This window comes from Microbacterium sp. MMO-10 (assembly GCF_037148715.1).
Classification (GTDB): Bacteria; Actinomycetota; Actinomycetes; order Actinomycetales; family Microbacteriaceae; genus Microbacterium.
Map to the genome: position 1 here is coordinate 837,453 of NZ_JBBCSV010000001.1, position 17,304 is coordinate 854,756.

Annotated in this window: 14 protein-coding genes; 11 read left to right on the forward strand and 3 right to left on the reverse strand. The window is 71.8% G+C overall.

The annotated features are described in order from the left end of the window. The first annotated feature begins 112 nt into the window (after positions 1-112). The 10 genes from WFJ17_RS03985 (at position 113) to WFJ17_RS04030 (ending at position 14,284) form a co-directional block, all read left to right on the forward strand. Positions 113-3,058, forward strand: a complete 2,946-nt coding sequence (locus WFJ17_RS03985) for a Na+/H+ antiporter subunit A (protein ID WP_336647720.1) — start codon at positions 113-115, stop codon at positions 3,056-3,058. After that, positions 3,058-3,636, forward strand: coding sequence for a Na(+)/H(+) antiporter subunit C (locus tag WFJ17_RS03990; protein ID WP_251443985.1), 579 nt, complete (start codon positions 3,058-3,060; stop codon positions 3,634-3,636). Before WFJ17_RS03985 ends, WFJ17_RS03990 begins: the two co-directional genes overlap by 1 nt. Continuing rightward, positions 3,633-5,195: a Na+/H+ antiporter subunit D gene (locus WFJ17_RS03995; protein WP_251443988.1), complete on the forward strand. Its 1,563-nt coding sequence runs from the start codon at positions 3,633-3,635 to the stop codon at positions 5,193-5,195. The genes WFJ17_RS03990 and WFJ17_RS03995 overlap by 4 nt, the downstream gene beginning before the upstream one ends. Continuing rightward, on the forward strand, positions 5,192-5,770 hold the full coding sequence (locus tag WFJ17_RS04000; protein ID WP_336647721.1) for a Na+/H+ antiporter subunit E: 579 nt from the start codon (positions 5,192-5,194) through the stop codon (positions 5,768-5,770). Before WFJ17_RS03995 ends, WFJ17_RS04000 begins: the two co-directional genes overlap by 4 nt. Then, a complete protein-coding gene (locus WFJ17_RS04005; protein WP_251444004.1) occupies positions 5,767-6,036 on the forward strand; it encodes a monovalent cation/H+ antiporter complex subunit F in 270 nt (89 codons plus the stop codon). Before WFJ17_RS04000 ends, WFJ17_RS04005 begins: the two co-directional genes overlap by 4 nt. Next, positions 6,033-6,422 carry a monovalent cation/H(+) antiporter subunit G gene (mnhG, locus tag WFJ17_RS04010; RefSeq protein WP_251444007.1) on the forward strand — a complete coding sequence of 130 codons (390 nt, stop codon included), beginning with the start codon at positions 6,033-6,035 and terminating at the stop codon, positions 6,420-6,422. The genes WFJ17_RS04005 and mnhG overlap by 4 nt, the downstream gene beginning before the upstream one ends. A 563-nt stretch (positions 6,423-6,985) precedes the next feature. Continuing rightward, a complete protein-coding gene (locus tag WFJ17_RS04015) occupies positions 6,986-7,918 on the forward strand; it encodes a type IV toxin-antitoxin system AbiEi family antitoxin domain-containing protein (RefSeq protein ID WP_251444010.1) in 933 nt (310 codons plus the stop codon). A 109-nt stretch (positions 7,919-8,027) separates the two neighbouring features. Next, on the forward strand, positions 8,028-12,002 hold the full coding sequence (locus WFJ17_RS04020) for a Pls/PosA family non-ribosomal peptide synthetase (RefSeq protein WP_336647722.1): 3,975 nt from the start codon (positions 8,028-8,030) through the stop codon (positions 12,000-12,002). Positions 12,003-12,063: 61 nt separating this feature from the next. Further along, positions 12,064-13,452, forward strand: coding sequence for a M1 family metallopeptidase (locus WFJ17_RS04025; protein ID WP_336647723.1), 1,389 nt, complete (start codon positions 12,064-12,066; stop codon positions 13,450-13,452). A 127-nt stretch (positions 13,453-13,579) separates the two neighbouring features. Next, the gene (locus WFJ17_RS04030) at positions 13,580-14,284 is read left to right on the forward strand and encodes a GNAT family N-acetyltransferase (RefSeq protein ID WP_336647724.1); all 705 of its coding nucleotides are present in this window, start codon (positions 13,580-13,582) and stop codon (positions 14,282-14,284) included. A gap of 6 nt (positions 14,285-14,290) precedes the next feature. Here WFJ17_RS04030 and WFJ17_RS04035 read toward each other — a convergent pair whose 3' ends face one another. Next, on the reverse strand, positions 14,291-15,706 hold the full coding sequence (locus WFJ17_RS04035; RefSeq protein WP_336647791.1) for an MFS transporter: 1,416 nt from the start codon (positions 15,704-15,706) through the stop codon (positions 14,291-14,293). A gap of 5 nt (positions 15,707-15,711) precedes the next feature. Continuing rightward, entirely contained in the window at positions 15,712-16,164 is a 453-nt protein-coding gene (locus WFJ17_RS04040; protein ID WP_251444023.1) for a MarR family winged helix-turn-helix transcriptional regulator, read from the reverse strand. Positions 16,165-16,218: 54 nt separating this feature from the next. Here WFJ17_RS04040 and WFJ17_RS04045 point away from each other — a divergent pair, with 54 nt between their 5' ends. Next, positions 16,219-16,803: a cysteine hydrolase family protein gene (locus tag WFJ17_RS04045; RefSeq protein ID WP_336647725.1), complete on the forward strand. Its 585-nt coding sequence runs from the start codon at positions 16,219-16,221 to the stop codon at positions 16,801-16,803. Here WFJ17_RS04045 and WFJ17_RS04050 read toward each other — a convergent pair. Then, entirely contained in the window at positions 16,748-17,302 is a 555-nt protein-coding gene (locus tag WFJ17_RS04050; RefSeq protein ID WP_251444029.1) for a 4'-phosphopantetheinyl transferase family protein, read from the reverse strand. The two genes, WFJ17_RS04045 and WFJ17_RS04050, sit on opposite strands and share 56 nt — an antisense overlap. Between the last annotated feature and the right edge of the window lie 2 nt (positions 17,303-17,304).

Below are 17,304 nucleotides of genomic sequence, written 5' to 3' on the forward strand. Positions count from 1 at the left end.
ATGCAACGGGTCAGGCAACTGCCCCTAAACTGGACGGGAACCCGCCCGCCTGTGTCGACCTGCGCGCCCACCCGCTGAGTCCGCAGAGACCGACGAGCCAGAGGAGACCGCCATGCTGACGCTCCTCGCCGTGTTCGCCCTCGCCTCGTTGCTGCTGCCGCTGCTGGTCGCCTGGATCGGGGCCCGCGCGTTCGCCGTCGCGGCGCTCGTCCCGGCCGCGGCGTTCGTGTACACGGCAGCGCTGACCCCGCAGGTGCTGCTCGGATCCGCCGATCCGGATCTGGTCCCGCGGGAGTCGATCGAGTGGATCCCCCAGCTCGGGCTCTCGCTCTCGTTCCGGCTGGACGAGCTGAGCTGGCTGCTGGCCCTCATCGTCAGCGGTGTCGGGGCGCTCGTGCTGCTCTACTGCCGGTGGTACTTCCGCGGATCCAAGGAGGGGCTCGGCCAGTTCGCCGCCGTGCTGCTCGCCTTCGCGGGCGCGATGTACGGCCTGGTCACGACCGACGATCTCGTGCTGCTGGTGATGTTCTGGGAGCTCACCAGCATCCTGTCCTACCTGCTCATCGGGCATTATCACCGCCGCGGAGCGAGCCGGCGTGCGGCGCTGCAGGCGCTGCTCGTGACGACCCTCGGCGGACTCGCGATGTTCATCGGCGTCGTGTTCCTCTCCGTCGATGCGGAGACGTCGAGCATCTCCCGGATCCTGGAGATCGCACCCACCGGGCCGCTGGTCGATGCGTCGATCGTGCTGCTGCTCGTCGGAGCGCTCAGCAAGTCGGCGATCTTCCCCTTCCACTTCTGGCTGCCGGGCGCGATGGCGGCGCCCACGCCGGTCAGCGCCTATCTGCACGCCGCGGCGATGGTGAAGGCGGGCATCTACCTGATCGCGCGGTTCGCCCCCGTGTTCGCCCTGTCCGGCCCGTGGCGGCCGATCACGATCTCGCTCGGCGTCTTCACGATGCTGCTCGGCGGCGTGCAGGCGCTGCGTGAGACCGATCTGAAGCGCATCCTCGCCTTCGGCACGGTGAGCCAGCTCGGCTTCTTCACGATCGTGCTGGGCTACGGCACCTCGGATGCGATCCTCGCGGGTCTCGCCCTGGTGATCAGCCACGCGCTGTTCAAGTCGTCCCTCTTCCTCATCGTCGGCGTCATCGACCGCCAGCTCTCCACCCGCGACGTCACCGAGATCAGCGGCGTGGGGCGGCAGGCGCCGCTGCTGGCGACCGCCGGGTTCCTCGCGGTCGGATCCATGATGGGCATCCCGCCGACGATCGGGTTCGTCGCGAAGGAGTCGACGCTCGCGGCGCTGTTCGACGAGGCGCTGCGCGGGTCGCCCTGGGGGATCGTCGCGCTCGCCGGCGTGATCCTGGGCTCCATCCTCACCGCCGCGTACGGCGCGCGCTTCCTCTGGGGCGCGTTCTGGCGCAAGAAGGATGCGACTGGCGCATATATTCCCGATACGGAATGGCCTTCGCCGCCGTTCGGCTTCCTCGTGTCCCCGGTGGTGCTGGCCGCAGGCACCCTGGTGCTCGGACCCCTGGCGTCGGTGATCACCGTCGCGCTCTACGGTTTCGCGGACGACGCGAAGGCGCCGGACTATGACGGCAATCCGCTGGATCCGGGTTACCTCGCCCTGTGGCACGGCCTGGCCCCGGCCCTGTTCCTCTCGCTGGGCGCCGTGCTGCTCGGACTCGCGCTGTTCCCGCTCACCCGGCGCCTCGGCTGGGACCGTGCCCCCCGCCTGCTGCGGTTCACCGCCCAGGACGCGTACTACCTGGTGATGCGCGCGATCGACCGCCTCTCGGTCGTCACGACCTCCCTCACCCAGCGCGGCTCGCTGCCCGTGTACGTGGGGACGATCTTCGTCGTGGTGATCGCCGGGGAGACGACCGCCCTCCTCGCCGGCGGTCCGATCGACGCGAGACTCAGCGCGTGGCACACGCCGGTGCAGCTCGTCGTCGCGCCCATCATGATCGCCGCGGGACTCCTCGCGATCCGGGCGCGCAAGCGCTACACCGGCGTCGTGCTGGTCTCGGTCACCGGCCTCGGCATGGTCGTGCTGTTCGGCACGAGCGGCGCTCCCGACCTCGCGCTCACCCAGATCCTCGTCGAGACGGTGACCCTGGTCACCTTCGCCCTCGTGCTGCGCCGGCTTCCGGCGCGGATGGGGGAGCACAACGCCTCGGTGGGACGCGTTCCGCGGGCGATCCTCGGCATCGCGGCCGGACTGATGATGGCGGCCGTGGCGGTCGTCGCCACCGGATCTCGGGTCGCCGAGCCGATCTCCGAGGCGTTCCCGAAGCTCGCCTACGAGCTCGGGCACGGCAAGAACGTCGTCAACGTCGCCCTGGTCGACCTGCGCGGGTGGGACACCATGGGCGAGCTGTCGGTGCTGGTGCTCGCGGCGACCGGCGTGGCATCCCTCGTGTTCGTGACGCATCGCGCCGACCGGCTCTCGGCCACCAGGGCGCTGCCCGAGGGACCGCGCAAGGCGCGCCGGGCTCCGCTGGTCGAGACGACCGAGGGCGTGCGCGTGCAGACGGCCGGCGACACGGCGCCCCGCGCGTGGCTCGTGGGCGGCGGCAACGTCAAGCCGGAGAACCGCTCGATCCTGCTCGAGGTGATCGTGCGGATCCTCTTCCACACGATCATCGTGGTGTCGATCTACCTGCTCTTCGCCGGGCACAACGCCCCGGGCGGAGGCTTCGCGGGCGGCCTCGTCGCCGGCATGGCCCTCGTCATGCGCTACATCGCCGGCGGTCGCTGGGAGCTCGGCGCCGCCGCGCCCGCCGACGCCGGACGCCTGCTCGGAGGGGGTCTCATCCTCGCGGTCGGCGCGGCCGTGGTGCCCCTGTTCTTCGGTCTCGCCCCGCTGACGAGCGCGGTGTGGGAGGCGGAGATCCCCGTCATCGGGCACATCGAGTTCGTGAGCTCGACGATCTTCGACATCGGCGTGTACCTCGTGGTCATCGGGCTCGTGCTCGACGTGCTGCGCAGTCTCGGCGCGGAGGTCGACCGGCAGACCCTCGAGATGCGCGCCAGGGGGGTGGACATCTGATGGACGTCTCCCTCGTGCTCATCGTGATCATGGCCGTGCTGTTCGGGTGCGGCGTCTACGCGATGCTCGAGCGCAGCCTCACCCGCGTGCTCATCGGCTTCCTGCTGCTGGGCAACGCCGTGAACCTGCTGCTGCTCATCGTCATGGGCCGGCCGGGCCGGGCGCCGTTCTACGGCATCGACGGCGACATGAGCGACCCACTGCCGCAGGCGCTCACCCTCACCGCGATCGTCATCACGTTCGCGGTCTCCGCCTTCCTCCTCGCCCTCATCTACCGCTCCTGGCAGCTGGGCAAGGCCGACACCGTCGAGGACGACGAGGCCGACATCGCCCTGCGCGAGCGCACGGAGATCGAGGAAGACCTCATGGACGACGAGGTCGACCTCGAGGACGAGGACGCGACCACCGACTTCGTGGGCGTCGCGACCTCGCCGATCCGGGTGCTGCACGCGAAGGACCACGCCGCGCTCGTCGACGATGCGCCCGTGGATCTGCCGGATCCCACCCCCGACGACGCCGGAGGACGCGCTCACCGCACGACCGACGACGACCGCAGCCCGGGGGAGGGGGACCGATGAACGCCCTCGTCCCGCTGCTCGTCGCCCTGCCGCTGCTCGGCGCGGCGATCACCCTCGTGTTCGGCCGGAACACCCGGATCCAGGTGATCGTCACGGTCGCCACGCTCGCCGCCGTCTCGGTCATCGCCGCGACGCTGCTCGTGGTCGTCGACCAGACCAAGCCGATCGCCGTCATGGTCGGCGGCTGGCCCGCCCCGTTCGGCATCGTGCTCTACGTCGACCGGCTCGCGGCCCTGCTCGTCCTCGTGTCGAGCATCGTGCTCGTCGCGGTGCTGTTGTTCTCGGTGGGCCAGGGCGCCGCCGACGGGGCTGAGGAGACCCCGATCTCGATCTTCAACCCGTCGTACCTGATCCTCGCGGCGGGCATCTTCAACGCGTTCATCGCGGGCGACCTGTTCAACCTCTACGTCGGCTTCGAGATCCTGCTGGTCGCCTCCTACGTGCTCATCACGCTGGGCAGCACCGAGTCGCGGATCCGCACCGGAGCGGTCTACATCGTCGTCTCGCTCGTGTCGTCCGTGCTGTTCCTCGTCGCGATCGCGCTCATCTACGCCGCGCTCGGCACCGTCAACATGGCGCAGATCGCCGAGCGGATCGGGGAGATCCCGCCGAGCACCCAGCTCGTCCTGCACCTCATGCTCGTGGTCGCCTTCGGCATCAAGGCGGCGGTGTTCCCCATGTCGTTCTGGCTGCCGGACTCCTACCCGACCGCACCGGCACCGGTCACGGCGGTGTTCGCGGGCCTGCTCACGAAGGTCGGCGTCTACGCCCTGATCCGCACCGAGACGCAGCTGTTCAACGTGTCGAGCATCAACACGCTGCTCATGATCGTGGCGCTCGCGACGATGGTGATCGGAATACTCGGCGCCGTCGCGCAGGCGGAGCTGAAACGGATCCTGTCGTTCACGCTGGTCAGCCACGTCGGCTACATGGTGTTCGGCCTCGCGATCGCCACGCCGGCCGCGATCGGCGCCACCGTGTACTACATCGTCCACCACATCATCGTGCAGACCACGCTGTTCCTCGCCGTGGGGCTCGTCGAACGCCGGGCGGGCAGCACGTCGATCCTCAAGGTGCGCGGACTCATGAAGGCGGCGCCCCTGATCGCGGTGCTCTACTTCGTGCCGGCGATCAACCTCGGCGGGCTCCCGCCGTTCTCCGGGTTCATCGGCAAGTTCGCCCTGTTCCAGGCGGCCGCCCAGGTCGCGACGCCCCTCATCTGGGTGCTCATCGTCGGAGGCGTGCTCACCTCGCTGCTGACGCTCTACGCCCTCATGCGCGCGTGGAACCTCGCGTTCTGGCGCAGCAAGGACGAGACGCCGGAGGAGATCGAGAACGAGCGCATCGCGCACCTCGGCGCGGCCCCCGCGGCCGACGAGCAGCAGGAGCGGCGCCGGATCCCCACCATCATGACCTTCGCGACCGGCGGGATGGTGGCCGTCACGCTCGCCCTCACCGTCTTCGCCGGGCCGATCTATGGGCTCTGCGAGCGGATCGGCGCCAACCTGCTGCAGCCGGTGCATCTCGACATGCTCGACGGCGACGAGGCCGGCTCATGAGCGCGGTGACGAAGCGCGGGATCTGGCGCGAGATCGGTCTGCAGCTGCCGTTCCTGCTCTGGCTGGTCGTGCTGTGGATGCTGCTCTGGGGTCAGTTCACGGCGCTGTCGGCGGTGACCGGCGTCGTCGTGGCGCTGTTCGTGACGCGCGTGTTCCGGCTGCCCACGATCGAGCTGTCCGGGCGGATCAACCTGTGGTGGGCGGCGCTGCTCGTCGTGCAGTTCCTCGCCGCGGTCGTGCACGGATCGCTCAGCGTCGCCGTGCAGGTGCTGAACCCGCGGCGCTCGCCGGGGGCCGCGATCATCGCCGTACCGCTGCGGTACGCCGACGACCTCGTGATGACCCACGTCGCGGTCACCTCGTCGCTCATCCCCGGTTCGCTCGTGGTCGAGGCCGAGCGCGACACGCGCACGCTGTACCTGCACGTGATCGGCGTGCGCTCGCTCGAGGACGTGGAGCGCCAGCGCGCCGGAGTCCTGCGCTGGGAGCGCCGCATCGTGCGCGCCCTCGGCTCCCCGGCGCAGGCCGCGCAGTTGCGCGCCGAGGAGCGCGCCGAGAGGGAGGTCCGCCCGTGAATCCGCTCCTGCTCGTGATCATGGTCGTGTTCGCGGTCGCCGCGATCCTCGCCGTGGTGCGCATCGTGATCGGCCCGTCGATCCTCGACCGCGCGGTCGCCGCCGACGTGCTGCTCACCGAGGTCATGTGCGTGCTCGGTGCGGACATGGCGATCAACCATCACACCCGGACGCTCCCGGTGCTCATCGTGGTCGCCGCGGTGGGCGTGTTCGGATCCATCTCGGTGGCGCGCTACGTCGCGCGGAGGGATAACACGCCGTCATGAACGTCTTCGAGTGGCGGATCCCGGATGCCGTGGTCGACACGGCCGTGTGGGTGCTCGTGCTGATCGGGGCGCTGTTGTGCCTCACTGCCGCGATCGGGCTGCTGCGCCTGCGCGATGTGCCGAACCGACTGCACGCCGCGACCAAGCCGCAGGTGCTGGGACTGCTGCTGATCTGCCTCGCGATCGCCCTCTCCCAGCGCTCTGTCATCGGGATCGTGCTGGGGCTGCTGCTCGTGGCGCCCGTAGTGCTGATGCAGTTCGCGACCGCCCCGCTCTCGGCGCACATGGTCGGACGGCAGGCGTACCGCAACGGCACGATCGACGAGCGCTCCCTCGTGGTCGACGAGCTCGCGGATTCGAAGCGCACCCCGCCCGCCGCGGGGTAGTCGGCGATCCGGCCGCGGGGCGGGGGTCCGGCCCCGCGCCGGTGGTTCGGCCGTGGGCGGTGGTTTGGGCCCGGGCGGTGGTCCGGCCGTAGGGCAGTCGTTCGGCCCGGCGCCGGTGGTTCGGCCCCGGGGCGGTGGTTCAGCCGTGCGGTGGCGCCGCCCCGCGCCGCACAATTCAGGCTGTAGTCCGTGGGCAGCGCGGATACGGGTATCTGCGCGGGCCGATGCAGAGTTCTGGCCTGAGTTGTGCGCCCGGGATCTCGAGCCGGCCGCCGGTGCGGACGGTAGGCACGGTACCGGCGCGGACGCTCGGGCCCGCCGCTGGCGCGGGCGCGTGGTGCCGACGCGACTGCGGTTCCGGGTGTGCGGAGGCTGAGCCACGCGCAATTCAGGCTGGACCGTTCGGTTTGCGGCCTATGTGGCCCTTCTCCGGGGTTTCCGGATACCGGGGCCTGAATAGTGCGCGGGAGAGGGGTGCGCTCCTTCGTCCTCCACAATCGGCGGCGAGCGGGAAGTTATTCATGACCCGGTTTCGGAGGGCCGTTCTGCGCCAGGGTCGGTGAATGCTGCGAACAACAACGTCGGATCCGGCGGGCACCACCGGACTGGATCCCTGCATCTTCCGGACCCGCGAACTGAGATCACAGGGCTGGACGCGATCGGCCATCGAGCTCGCTGTCCGGTCGGGGCGTCTCATCCGTGTGCGTCGAGGTGTCTTCGCCTCGGCCGACGCGCCCCCGGAGATGGCGAAGGCCGCGAGCCTCGGCGGCCGCCTGACCTGCGTGTCGCTGCTGCGACTCGTGGGCGTCTTCGTCCTGGACGATCGGCGCCTTCATTGCCACATGCCCCCGAATGCCGCGCGGCTTCCTCGTCGCGGCCCGCAGGAGGTGGCGCACTGGCGCGACCTGTCCGGGCCGACTCTGGGAACGCATGCCGTCGGTCTTCGGGATGCGATCCTGCAGTCGATCCTCTGTCAGAGCCCCCGTGCGACGATCGCCACCCTGGACAGTCTTCTTCATCTCGGGCTCATCGACCTGGAGGCCCTTCGGGACATCTTCGCCGAGCTCCCCGCGCGCTGCGGCGTCCTGCTGCGGCTCGTGGACGGCCGGGCCGAGTCCGGGCCGGAGACACTGGTGCGGCTGATCCTTCGCGGGCTGGACTGCTCGGTCGAGCTGCAGGTCTGGATCGACGACGTCGGCAGAGTCGACTTCCTGGTGGACGGCTGGCTGATCATCGAATGCGACAGTCGCGCCCATCACGGCGGGTGGGAGCAGCAGGTGCGAGACCGGGAACGCGACCTCGAGGCCGCCGCCCGCGGGTACGTGACGGTGAGGGTGATCGCCAGCGACGCCTTCGAGCGTCAGGATTGGCTCCGTCGGCAGCTTCAGCGGGTGATCGCCCATCGGCCTTCGTACAGTCCTCGCACAACTCAGGCCCCGCGGCGCAGAACCGGAGAAACACGGCGGATCGAGGCCCGGATCCGCGATGTGGCCTGAGTTGCGCGGAGGGTGCGCAGGCCACCGGATCCGCTTCACCTGCTGTTTCCCCGCCCGCGGTACCCTGGGCGCGCACGCGCCCCGCGTGCAGCCGCTCGAACGGAACCCGATGCAAGACATCCTCGACCGTGCCGCACTCGCGGCGACGCCCCGCACCCTGATCGACATCCTCGTCGACACCGCGCGGCGGCATCCGAACGCCTCGGCGATCGAGGACGCGGGCGGCGCGCTCAGCTACGGCGAGCTCCTCGCGCAGGTCTGGCGCACGGCGGCCCGCCTGCGGGAGCACGGGGTGCTGCGCGGCGACCGGGTCGGGATCCGCATGCCGTCCGGCGGCCGGGAGCTGTACATCGCCATCCTCGGCACCCTCGCGGCGGGCGCCGCCTACGTTCCGGTCGACGCCGACGATCCTCAGGAACGCGCCGACCTCGTCTTCGGCGAGGCGAAGGTGCGCGGCGTGATCGGTGCGGGCGGCGTGTTCCGCGGCCTGGATTCCCCGGAAGACACGGACGACGGATCCGGATCCGCGTCCGCCGGCGTCGCGGGCGACGGCCTGTTCGGCGGAGACGAGCCGCACCCCAACTCGGTCGCGATCACGACCGTGACCCCGCCGATGCCGCTCGACGACGCGTGGATCATCTTCACGTCCGGCTCCACGGGGGTGCCCAAGGGCGTCGCCGTGACGCACCGCTCCGCCGCCGCGTTCGTCGACGCCGAGGCGAACCTGTTCCTGCAGGATGCGCCGATCGGCCCCGGCGACCGGGTGCTCGCCGGCCTCTCCGTCGCCTTCGACGCCTCGTGCGAGGAGATGTGGCTCGCGTGGCGCTACGGCGCCTGTCTCGTCCCGGCTCCCCGCGCGCTCGTGCGCTCGGGGGAGGATCTGGGTCCGTGGCTGCTCGGGCACGGCATCACCGTGGTCTCGACCGTGCCGACGCTCGCCGCGCTCTGGCCCCAGGACGCGATCGAGAACCTGCGGCTGCTGATCTTCGGCGGCGAGGCGCTGCCGCCCGAGCTCGCCGCGCGCCTGGTGGGGGAGGACCGCGAGGTCTGGAACACCTACGGCCCCACCGAAGCCACGGTCGTCGCGTGCGCGGCGGAGATGGACGGCGACGCGCTGCGCGCCGGGGAGCCGGTGCGGATCGGCCTGCCGCTGGACGGGTGGGAGCTCGCGGTCGTCGACGCGGAGGGCAACCGCGTCGCGGAGGGCGAAGCCGGTGAGCTCGTGATCGGCGGCGTCGGTCTCGCGCGCTACCTGGATCCCGCGAAGGACGCTGAGAAGTACGCGCCGATGCCGTCTCTGGGCTGGGAACGCGCCTACCGCTCCGGCGATCTCGTGCGCTACGAGGAGGCGGGCCTGGTGTTCCAGGGCCGCGCCGACGACCAGGTCAAGATCGGCGGTCGGCGGATCGAGCTCGGCGAGGTGGAGGCCGCGCTGCAGAACCTCACGGCGGTCACCGCGGCGACGGTGGTGGTGCAGCGCAGCGAGGGCGGGATCCCGCTGCTCGTCGGCTATGTCGTGCCGACCGAGGGCTTCGACCGGCAGACCGCACGGGCCGAGCTCGCCGAGACGCTCCCTGCGCCGCTCATCCCGCTGCTCGCGGTCATGGACGACCTCCCGGTGCGCACCTCGGGCAAGGTCGACAAGGCCGCGCTGCCGTGGCCGCTGAACGACCCCGACGCCGACGACTCGACCCTCACCGGCACCGCCGCCTGGCTCGCCGAGCAATGGTTCGCCGTGCTCGGCGTGCGTCCGCTCGACGAGGACGCCGACTTCTTCCAGCTCGGCGGCGGATCCCTCGCGGCCGCGCAGCTGGTCAGCCGGATCCGGTCCCGTGCTCCCGAGTTCACGATGGCCGACGTCTACGACCTGCCGCGCCTGCGCCGCATGGCCGACGCGGTCGAGGCCGAGGCCGGCGACGACGAGCCGGAGCCCGGCGACTTCCACGAGTCGCGGCCGACGCCGCGGCGGATGCAGTGGATCCAGACCGTGCTCGGGGTTCCGCTGTTCGTGCTCGGGGGGATCCGGTGGGTGCTCTGGCTGCTCACCGGCAGCGCGCTCCTGCAGCTCGTCCCGGGCTTCGGCTGGCTGCCGACCGCACCGCTCTGGCTGCTCGTCGTGGGCCTGGTGGTGTTCGCGACCCCGTTCGGGCGCATGGCGATCGCCGCGGTCGCCGCGCGTCTGCTGCTCGCCGGGGTGCGCGCGGGGGATCACCCGCGCGGCGGCGGGGTGCACCTGCGCCTGTGGCTCGCCGAGCAGGTCAGCCACCAGATCGACCCGGTCGGCTTCGCGGGCGCCCCGTGGGTGAGTTACTACGCGCGGGCACTCGGGGCGAAGATCGGCCCCGACGTCGACCTGCACACCCTTCCCCCCGTCACCGGCATGCTCGAGATCGGCCAGGGTGCCGCGATCGAACCCGAGGTCGACCTCTCCGGCTACTGGATCGACGGCGACGTCGTGCGCATCGGGGCGATCCGGATCGGCGCGGGCGCGGTGGTCGGCGCCCGCAGCACGCTCGCACCGGGCACGCGGATCGGGCGCGGCGCCGAGGTGGCCCCCGGATCCGCCGTCTTCGGGCGGGTGCGCGCCGGCCAGCGCTGGGCCGGGTCCCCCGCGGTGCGGGTGGGCGGCAAGTCGGCCCCGCTGGCTCCCGAGCGTCCGCCGTCGCCGCGGCGCTGGCTCTGGGCATATGCCGCATCGAGCATGGGTCTCGGACTGCTTCCGGTGATCGCCTTCGCCCTCGGGGCCCTGGTGCTGGTGCAGGGCGCGCGGGGGGCGGCGACGATCGGCGCGGCGATCCCCGGACTCGCGATCTGGCTCGTACCGTCGGTGCTCGTCACCGGACTGGTGTTCGCGGTGCTCGTCGTGGCGTTCACGCGACTGCTCGCGATCGGGCTGCGCGAGGGGATCCACCCGGTCCGCGGGCGCATCGCCTGGCAGGCCTGGACCACCGAGCGTCTGCTCGACTCCGCCCGCACGCTGCTCTTCCCGCTGTATGCGAGCCTGCTCACCCCCACGTGGCTGCGGCTGCTGGGGGCGAAGGTCGGCAAGGAGGTGGAGATCTCCACCGTGCTGCTCATCCCCTCGATGACGACGATCGACGACGGCGCCTTCCTCGCCGACGACACCATGGTCGCCTCCTACGAGCTCGGCGGCGGCTGGATGCGGATCGCCGCGGCCCGCATCGGCAAGCGCGCCTTCCTCGGCAACTCCGGGATGGCCGGCGCCGGGCACAAGGTTCCCAAGGACGGCCTCGTCGCGGTGCTGTCGGTCGCGCCGGACAAGGCGAAGGCGGGCTCCTCCTGGCTGGGTTCGCCGCCGGTGCGTCTGCGCCGGGTCGTGAACGAGTCGGACCTCGAGCGCACCTACCGACCGCACACCGCCCTGCGGGTCGCCCGCGGGCTGTGGGAGCTGTGCCGGCTCGTGCCGGTGATCCTCACCTGCGCCCTGGGACTGGCGGTGCTGCTGACGCTCGCCGCCCTCGCCACGGGCGTCGGCCTGGGCTGGACGGTGGTGCTCTCCGGCGTCGTGCTGCTGATCGCAGGCGCCGTCGCCGCCGGGTTCGCGACCGCCGCGAAGTGGCTCTTCGTCGGGCCGATCCGCCCCGGGGAGCACCCCCTGTGGTCGAGCTTCGTGTGGCGCACCGAGGTCGCCGACACCTTCACCGAGATGATGGCCGCGCCCTGGTTCGCCAACGCGGCGGCGGGCACGCCCGCGCTCGCCGTCTGGCTGCGCTCGCTGGGCGCGAGGATCGGGAAGGGCGTCTGGACCGACAGCTACTGGCTGCCCGAGCCGGATCTGGTCACCCTCGGCGACGGCGCCACGGTCAACCGCGGCTGTGTGGTGCAGACGCACCTCTTCCACGACCGGGTGATGAGCATCGACACGGTGACCCTCGAAGCCGGAGCGACCCTCGGCCCGCACAGCGTGATCCTGCCCGCGGCGACCATCGGATCCGATGCCACGGTCGGCCCGGCGTCGCTCGTGATGCGCGGGGAGACCGTGCCGGTGGGGAGCCGCTGGAGCGGCAACCCGATCGGCCCGTGGCGCGCGGTCAAGGTGCGCACCTACCAGGACGCGGAATGAACGTCGTTCCTCCGGGCGCGGGGGTCGCGCATCGCACGCCGCGATCTGTGAGCATGGAACCGTGAGCCCCGATGACTACACCCCGCACAGCGGCGACCGCCGCTACCGCGTCGAGCACTACGACCTGAGGATCGACTACCGCCTCGGCAGCAACCGGCTGGACGGGGTCGCGCTCGTGCACGGACGCGTGCTCGAGCCGACGAAGTCGATCTCGCTGGACCTCGTCGGCCTCCGCGCGACCAAGGTGCAGGCCCCGCGCGGGGGTGCGGGAAAGGGCGGCCGGATCGGCTTCACCCAGACCGACCGCAAGCTCAAGGTCGCGTTAGGGCGCGAGCTCGCACCGGGGGATCCGTTCGAGCTCGCCGTCTCCTACGGCGGAGCTCCCCGCCCACGGCGGACCCGCTGGGGCACCCTGGGCTGGGAGGAGCTGGAGGACGGGGCGATCGTCGCCTCGCAGCCCATCGGTGCACCCTCGTGGTTCCCCTGCAACGACCACCCGGGCGACAAGGCCACCTACCGGCTCACCGTCACGACGGATCCGGGCTATGCGGTCGCCGCGGCCGAGCCCGTCTCCACCGCGACCAAGGGCGGGCGCACCACCTGGGTCTTCGAGCGTCGGACCCCCACCCCGACCTACCTGGCGACGGTGCAGATCGGGAAGTATGTCGCACGAGGCATGGATCTCGCGGGGGTCGAGGGGCAGGTGCTCCATCCGGCCGCGCTGACCGCGCGGGTGGACGCGGACCTGGCCCCGCTGCCGCAGATGATGGCGGTGTTCGCCGAGGCCTTCGGGCCGTATCCGCTGTCCTCGTACCGGCTCGTGGTGACCGCCGACGATCTGGAGATCCCCCTCGAGGCGCAGGGCATGGGCGTGTTCGGCGCGAACCACATCGACGGGCGGGGGAGCCTGGAGCGCCTCATCGCGCATGAGCTCGCGCACCAGTGGTTCGGCAACAGCGTGGGCGTGGAGCGCTGGCGCGACATCTGGCTCAACGAGGGCTTCGCCTGCTACGCCGAATGGATCTGGTCCGAGCGCAGCGGCGGCCACAGTGCGCACGCCAAGGCGCTCGGACACTGGGCGGCGCTCGCCGCCGAGCCGCAGGATCTGGTGCTCTCCGACCCCGGTCCCGAGCTGATGTTCGACGATCGCGTCTACAAGCGCGGCGCACTGCTGCTGCACGCCCTGCGGCTCACCGTGGGCGACGAGACGTTCTTCCGGATCCTGCGGGAGTGGACCTCGCGCTTCGCCGCGGCGACCGCCACGACGGCCGACTTCCGCCTGCTCGCCGCGGAGATCGCGGGCCGCCGGCTGGAGGCCTTCTTCGACGCCTGGCTCGACGCGACCGCGTTGCCGAGGTTGCCGGAACCGCCGGCGGGGATCGCGGCCGTCGAGCCGGCTCCGGTGACCGAGGCGCTGAACGTGAACCCTCGGGCGGGCGGTGCGGGCTGAGGAGCACGCGTGGCCGGGCGGACGAGGCGGGCTGACGACCACTCGTGGCCGGGCGGGCCGAGACGTGAGCCCACCGACCACCCGCGGGGGCTGTGCCTGATAGCCGGAACCGGTCACACTGGACATCGTGGCGACGGTGGCGGAGTGCGAGCGCGTGCAGACCGCGTGGTTCCGCGCCCGGGCGGAGGCGCTGGGCGGCGAGTGCCTGGTCGAGGACGGGCTGGTCTGGACCGACGGGCCGGACGGCATGAACCTCCTGTTCCCGGAGGCGCCGACGGTCGACGCGCTGCGACGCGGGGTCGCGCGGGCCGAGCAGCGGGGCCGGGGGATCGTCGGGGTCTGGCTCGGCACGGAGGTCGACGAGACGCCGCTGGCCGAGGCCGGGTTCGAGCGGGGCTGGGCGCCGTGCTGGATGTCCGCGACGCTCGCCGAGACGCCGGTCGACGATGACGCGCGGATCGCCCTGATCCGCGTACCCGGATCCCTCGCCGGCGGATTCGAGCAGGAACGGCTCGCCCTCGCCCGCATCGAGCCCGCGATCGCCTGGTGCGCCGTGGCCCGCGACGCGGAGTCGGAGCGGTTCGCCGGGCGCGCCTGGTCTTTCCGCAGCGGGGACCTTGCCGGCGTCTTCGACATGGCGGTCTGGCCGGCGTTCCGTCGGCGCGGCCTCGGAACCGGGCTGCTCGCCGCCGTCTGCGCGGCCGCGGCGCGGTCCGGCGCCCGGGAGGCGGTGCTCAACGCGACGCCGGAGGGGGAGCTCCTCTACTCGCGGTGCGGGTTCACCCGCGTGGGCACCGGCATCACGTGGTGGCGGCACCTCGCCGAGGGCTGAGCGGCCTCAGGTCCCGGCGTCCGGTGCGTCCCGCCCGATCCGCGCGAGCGAGCGGTCGAACACTGTGAGGACGAGGAAGACCGCGGCGATCCCGACCACGACCCAGCCGAGCACGTGCAGACCCTCCGTGGTCGCGCGCGCGCCGTAGACGTTGCCGTAGATCACAGAAGAGACGATCGCGCCGAGGTAGAAGAACGTGCGCAGCAGGCCGGCCGAGGACGCGATGCGCTCGGGCTCGGCCTGGTAGTACAGCGAGTTCTGGATCGCGAGGTTGTTGAGGCCCTGCGGGATGCCGAGCACGAGCATCGCGAGCACGAGGAACCAGATCGGCGAAGACCCGGTCATGAACAGCACGAGGATCCCGGCCACGAGCTGCGCGGCGGATCCGACCAGCAGCTTGCCGGCCACTTCGGGCCGCCGCCCGAAGGCGAGTGCGACAGCGATCCCCGCGGCGAAGACCGGGAGCAGCACCAGTCCCGCGAGGGTCGGGCTGAGGCCGCGGCCGTCCTCGAGCCACTGGGTGAAGCCGTAGACGAACGTGTACGAGATGGTCGCGGTCAGCAGGGAGCGCACGTAGCTGAGCAGCAGCGGCCCGTTGCCCCAGAGCACGCGCACGTCGATGAAGGGATCCGGGATCCGGCGCTCCCACCACGCGAAGGCCGCTGCGGCCACGAGGGCGACGACCAGCAGCCAGATCAGGGTCGGTGCGAGGTTCTGCAGGAAGACGAGGAGGGCGAGCATCGCGACCGCGAAGAGGAGGATCCCGATCCCGTCGATCCGCGGCCGATCCTGCACGGCGGGCTCGAGGCCCGTCCGGCGCGGGAGGAAGAGGGCGCCGAGCAGCAGCGTCGCGAGACCCAGCGGCACGTTCACGGCGAACGTGGCGCGCCAGCCCCAGGCCCCCACGAGCACGCCGCCGAGCGCCGGCGCGATCACGGCGATGGTCTGCGTCGTGACGCTGAGCAGCGTGAGGATCCCCGCCGGCGATGCCAGGCCGGTGCGGTCTGCTTCCGCGCGGATCATGTGCATCGCGGCGGGGTAGCCGGCGCAGGTGCCGAGGCCGAGGATGACGCGCGCCGCGACGAGCCACCAGATGCTGTCGCGGTTCTCCGGCGCGAGCAGCCCGATGGCGCCCGCGGCGGTGACGAGCACCGCGCCGAGCAGGTACAGGGAGCGCACGCCGAAGATGTCGACGAGACGGCCGACGAGGGGCTGACCGATCGCGGTGGCGAGGTAGAGGCTCGACACGAGCCAGACGGTCTCCCGGGCGGGGGCGCCGAGCGCGAGGCCGATGGGGGTGAGCGCGACGGCGATGATGGCCGTGTTGATCGGATTGAGGATCGACCCCACCATCATCGGGGCGAGCAGCCGCCGGTCGAAGCGGCCCTCGGGCGCGGGCCCGCCGATCGGCGCCGCGAGCATCCGGATCACGGGAGCATCCGCTCCAGCAGTCCGGTCGCCGTGGAGATCGCGCGCAGCTCGCTCTCGTCGAGCGCGTCCAGAGCGTGCTCGAGCCAGGTCGCGGCCGCATCCCTCTGGCCCTCGATCCTGGCGCGCCCGGCGTCCGTGAGCTCGATGATCTGCCGGCGCCCGTCCCCCGGGTCGGGGCTGCGCGTGACGAGTCCGAGCGCCTCGATCGCGTCGACGGTCGCGGCCATCGACTGCGGCCGTACGCGCTCGGCCGTCGCGAGGGCGCTCACGGTCGAGACGCCGCCCTTGCCCAGCCGGGCCAGGGCCGAGGCCTGGGAGGGCGTGATCGTCTCGTCGGCGCCGGCCTCGCGGAACTGGCGGAGCAGCCGGGCGACCACGGTGCGGAGGTCGAGTGCGGTCTGCCGCGCACTCACAGCGGATGCATCGGTCGCGGGCGAGGTCTCGGACATATCAACAGCCTAGACTGCACAGTCGTACCTGTCTAATGGTCGAAGGGACCTCGGGTGACCACCGCACTCCTGCTCATGGACTTCCAGAACGGCATCGCCGGACGCTACGCCGAAGGCGGCTCCGATGTGCTCGTGCACGCGCAGCGCGCGCTCGCCGCCGCTCGCGCCGCGGGCATCCCCGTCGTCTTCGTCCGCGTCGCCTTCCGAGAGGGCTTCCCCGAGGCGGCCGCACGCAACAAGGCCTTCGGCGCGATCCGCCAGTCGCCCACGGCGCCGTACATGGGGGAGGACGCAGAGGCCACGCAGATCGTCGCCGCTCTCGCACCCCTCCCCGGAGAGCCCGTCGTCATCAAGCGGAGGTACGGCGCGTTCGCCTCCGACCTCGACGTGCTGCTGCGGGGGCTCGATGCGACAGACCTCGTGCTCGCCGGCGTCTCGACGAGCGGGGTCGTGCTGAGCACCGTGCGCCACGCGGCCGACCACGACTTCGGGCTCACGGTGCTCTCGGACGCCTGCGCGGATCAGGATCCGGAGGTGCATCGGGTGCTGCTGGAGAAGGTGTTCCCCCGTCAGGCGGACGTGGTCACGGTCGACGAGTGGGTGTCGGGGCTGAGCGGCGGCGACGCAGGGCGAGGCTGACGACGAGGTCGGGACCGGCGGGGACCGGCAGGATCCGGAACGCACCGCCGCCGGGCACCGACGCGACTCCGTCCGGCGCGAACAGCACCTGATCCGGGGGTACGAGCAGTCCGCGCCCGTCGGCCTTGAGCACGGCCTCGATCGCCGTCCAGCCGCGCAGGTCCGGGGCGTCCGCGGGTGCGAACAGCGCCGTGAGATCGAGCGTGGTGTCCGGGACCTCCGCGTCGATGCCGAGAGCGTCGACCTCCCGATCCGGGGCGACCGCCACGACCACCCAGGGGTCCGCGTAGGCGACGCTGGCGTGCACCGGAGCGGACGGCAGCACCGGCCGTCCGTGCGCTCCGCCGCAGACGGGACAGCGGTGCTCGATCCTCAGGTCGGAACCCGGGGCGAGCTCAGCGGCCAGCGCGCGGATCAGGGTGCTCGCGGTCTCGCGGCGGTCGTCGGGGGCCGAGCGCGCCCAGGCGACGCGCACCCCCTCGACCATCGTCTGCTGCACGG

Coding starts and splice junctions, on each gene's coding strand:
- WFJ17_RS03995 (WP_251443988.1), top strand. CDS start 3,633: ATGAACGCCCTCGTCCCGCTGCTCGTCGCCCTGCCGCTGCTCGGCGCG.
- mnhG (WP_251444007.1), top strand. CDS start 6,033: ATGAACGTCTTCGAGTGGCGGATCCCGGATGCCGTGGTCGACACGGCC.
- WFJ17_RS04040 (WP_251444023.1), bottom strand. CDS start 16,164: ATGTCCGAGACCTCGCCCGCGACCGATGCATCCGCTGTGAGTGCGCGG.
- WFJ17_RS04020 (WP_336647722.1), top strand. CDS start 8,028: ATGCAAGACATCCTCGACCGTGCCGCACTCGCGGCGACGCCCCGCACC.
- WFJ17_RS04035 (WP_336647791.1), bottom strand. CDS start 15,706: ATGCTCGCGGCGCCGATCGGCGGGCCCGCGCCCGAGGGCCGCTTCGAC.
- WFJ17_RS04000 (WP_336647721.1), top strand. CDS start 5,192: ATGAGCGCGGTGACGAAGCGCGGGATCTGGCGCGAGATCGGTCTGCAG.
- WFJ17_RS04015 (WP_251444010.1), top strand. CDS start 6,986: ATGCTGCGAACAACAACGTCGGATCCGGCGGGCACCACCGGACTGGAT.
- WFJ17_RS03990 (WP_251443985.1), top strand. CDS start 3,058: ATGGACGTCTCCCTCGTGCTCATCGTGATCATGGCCGTGCTGTTCGGG.
- WFJ17_RS03985 (WP_336647720.1), top strand. CDS start 113: ATGCTGACGCTCCTCGCCGTGTTCGCCCTCGCCTCGTTGCTGCTGCCG.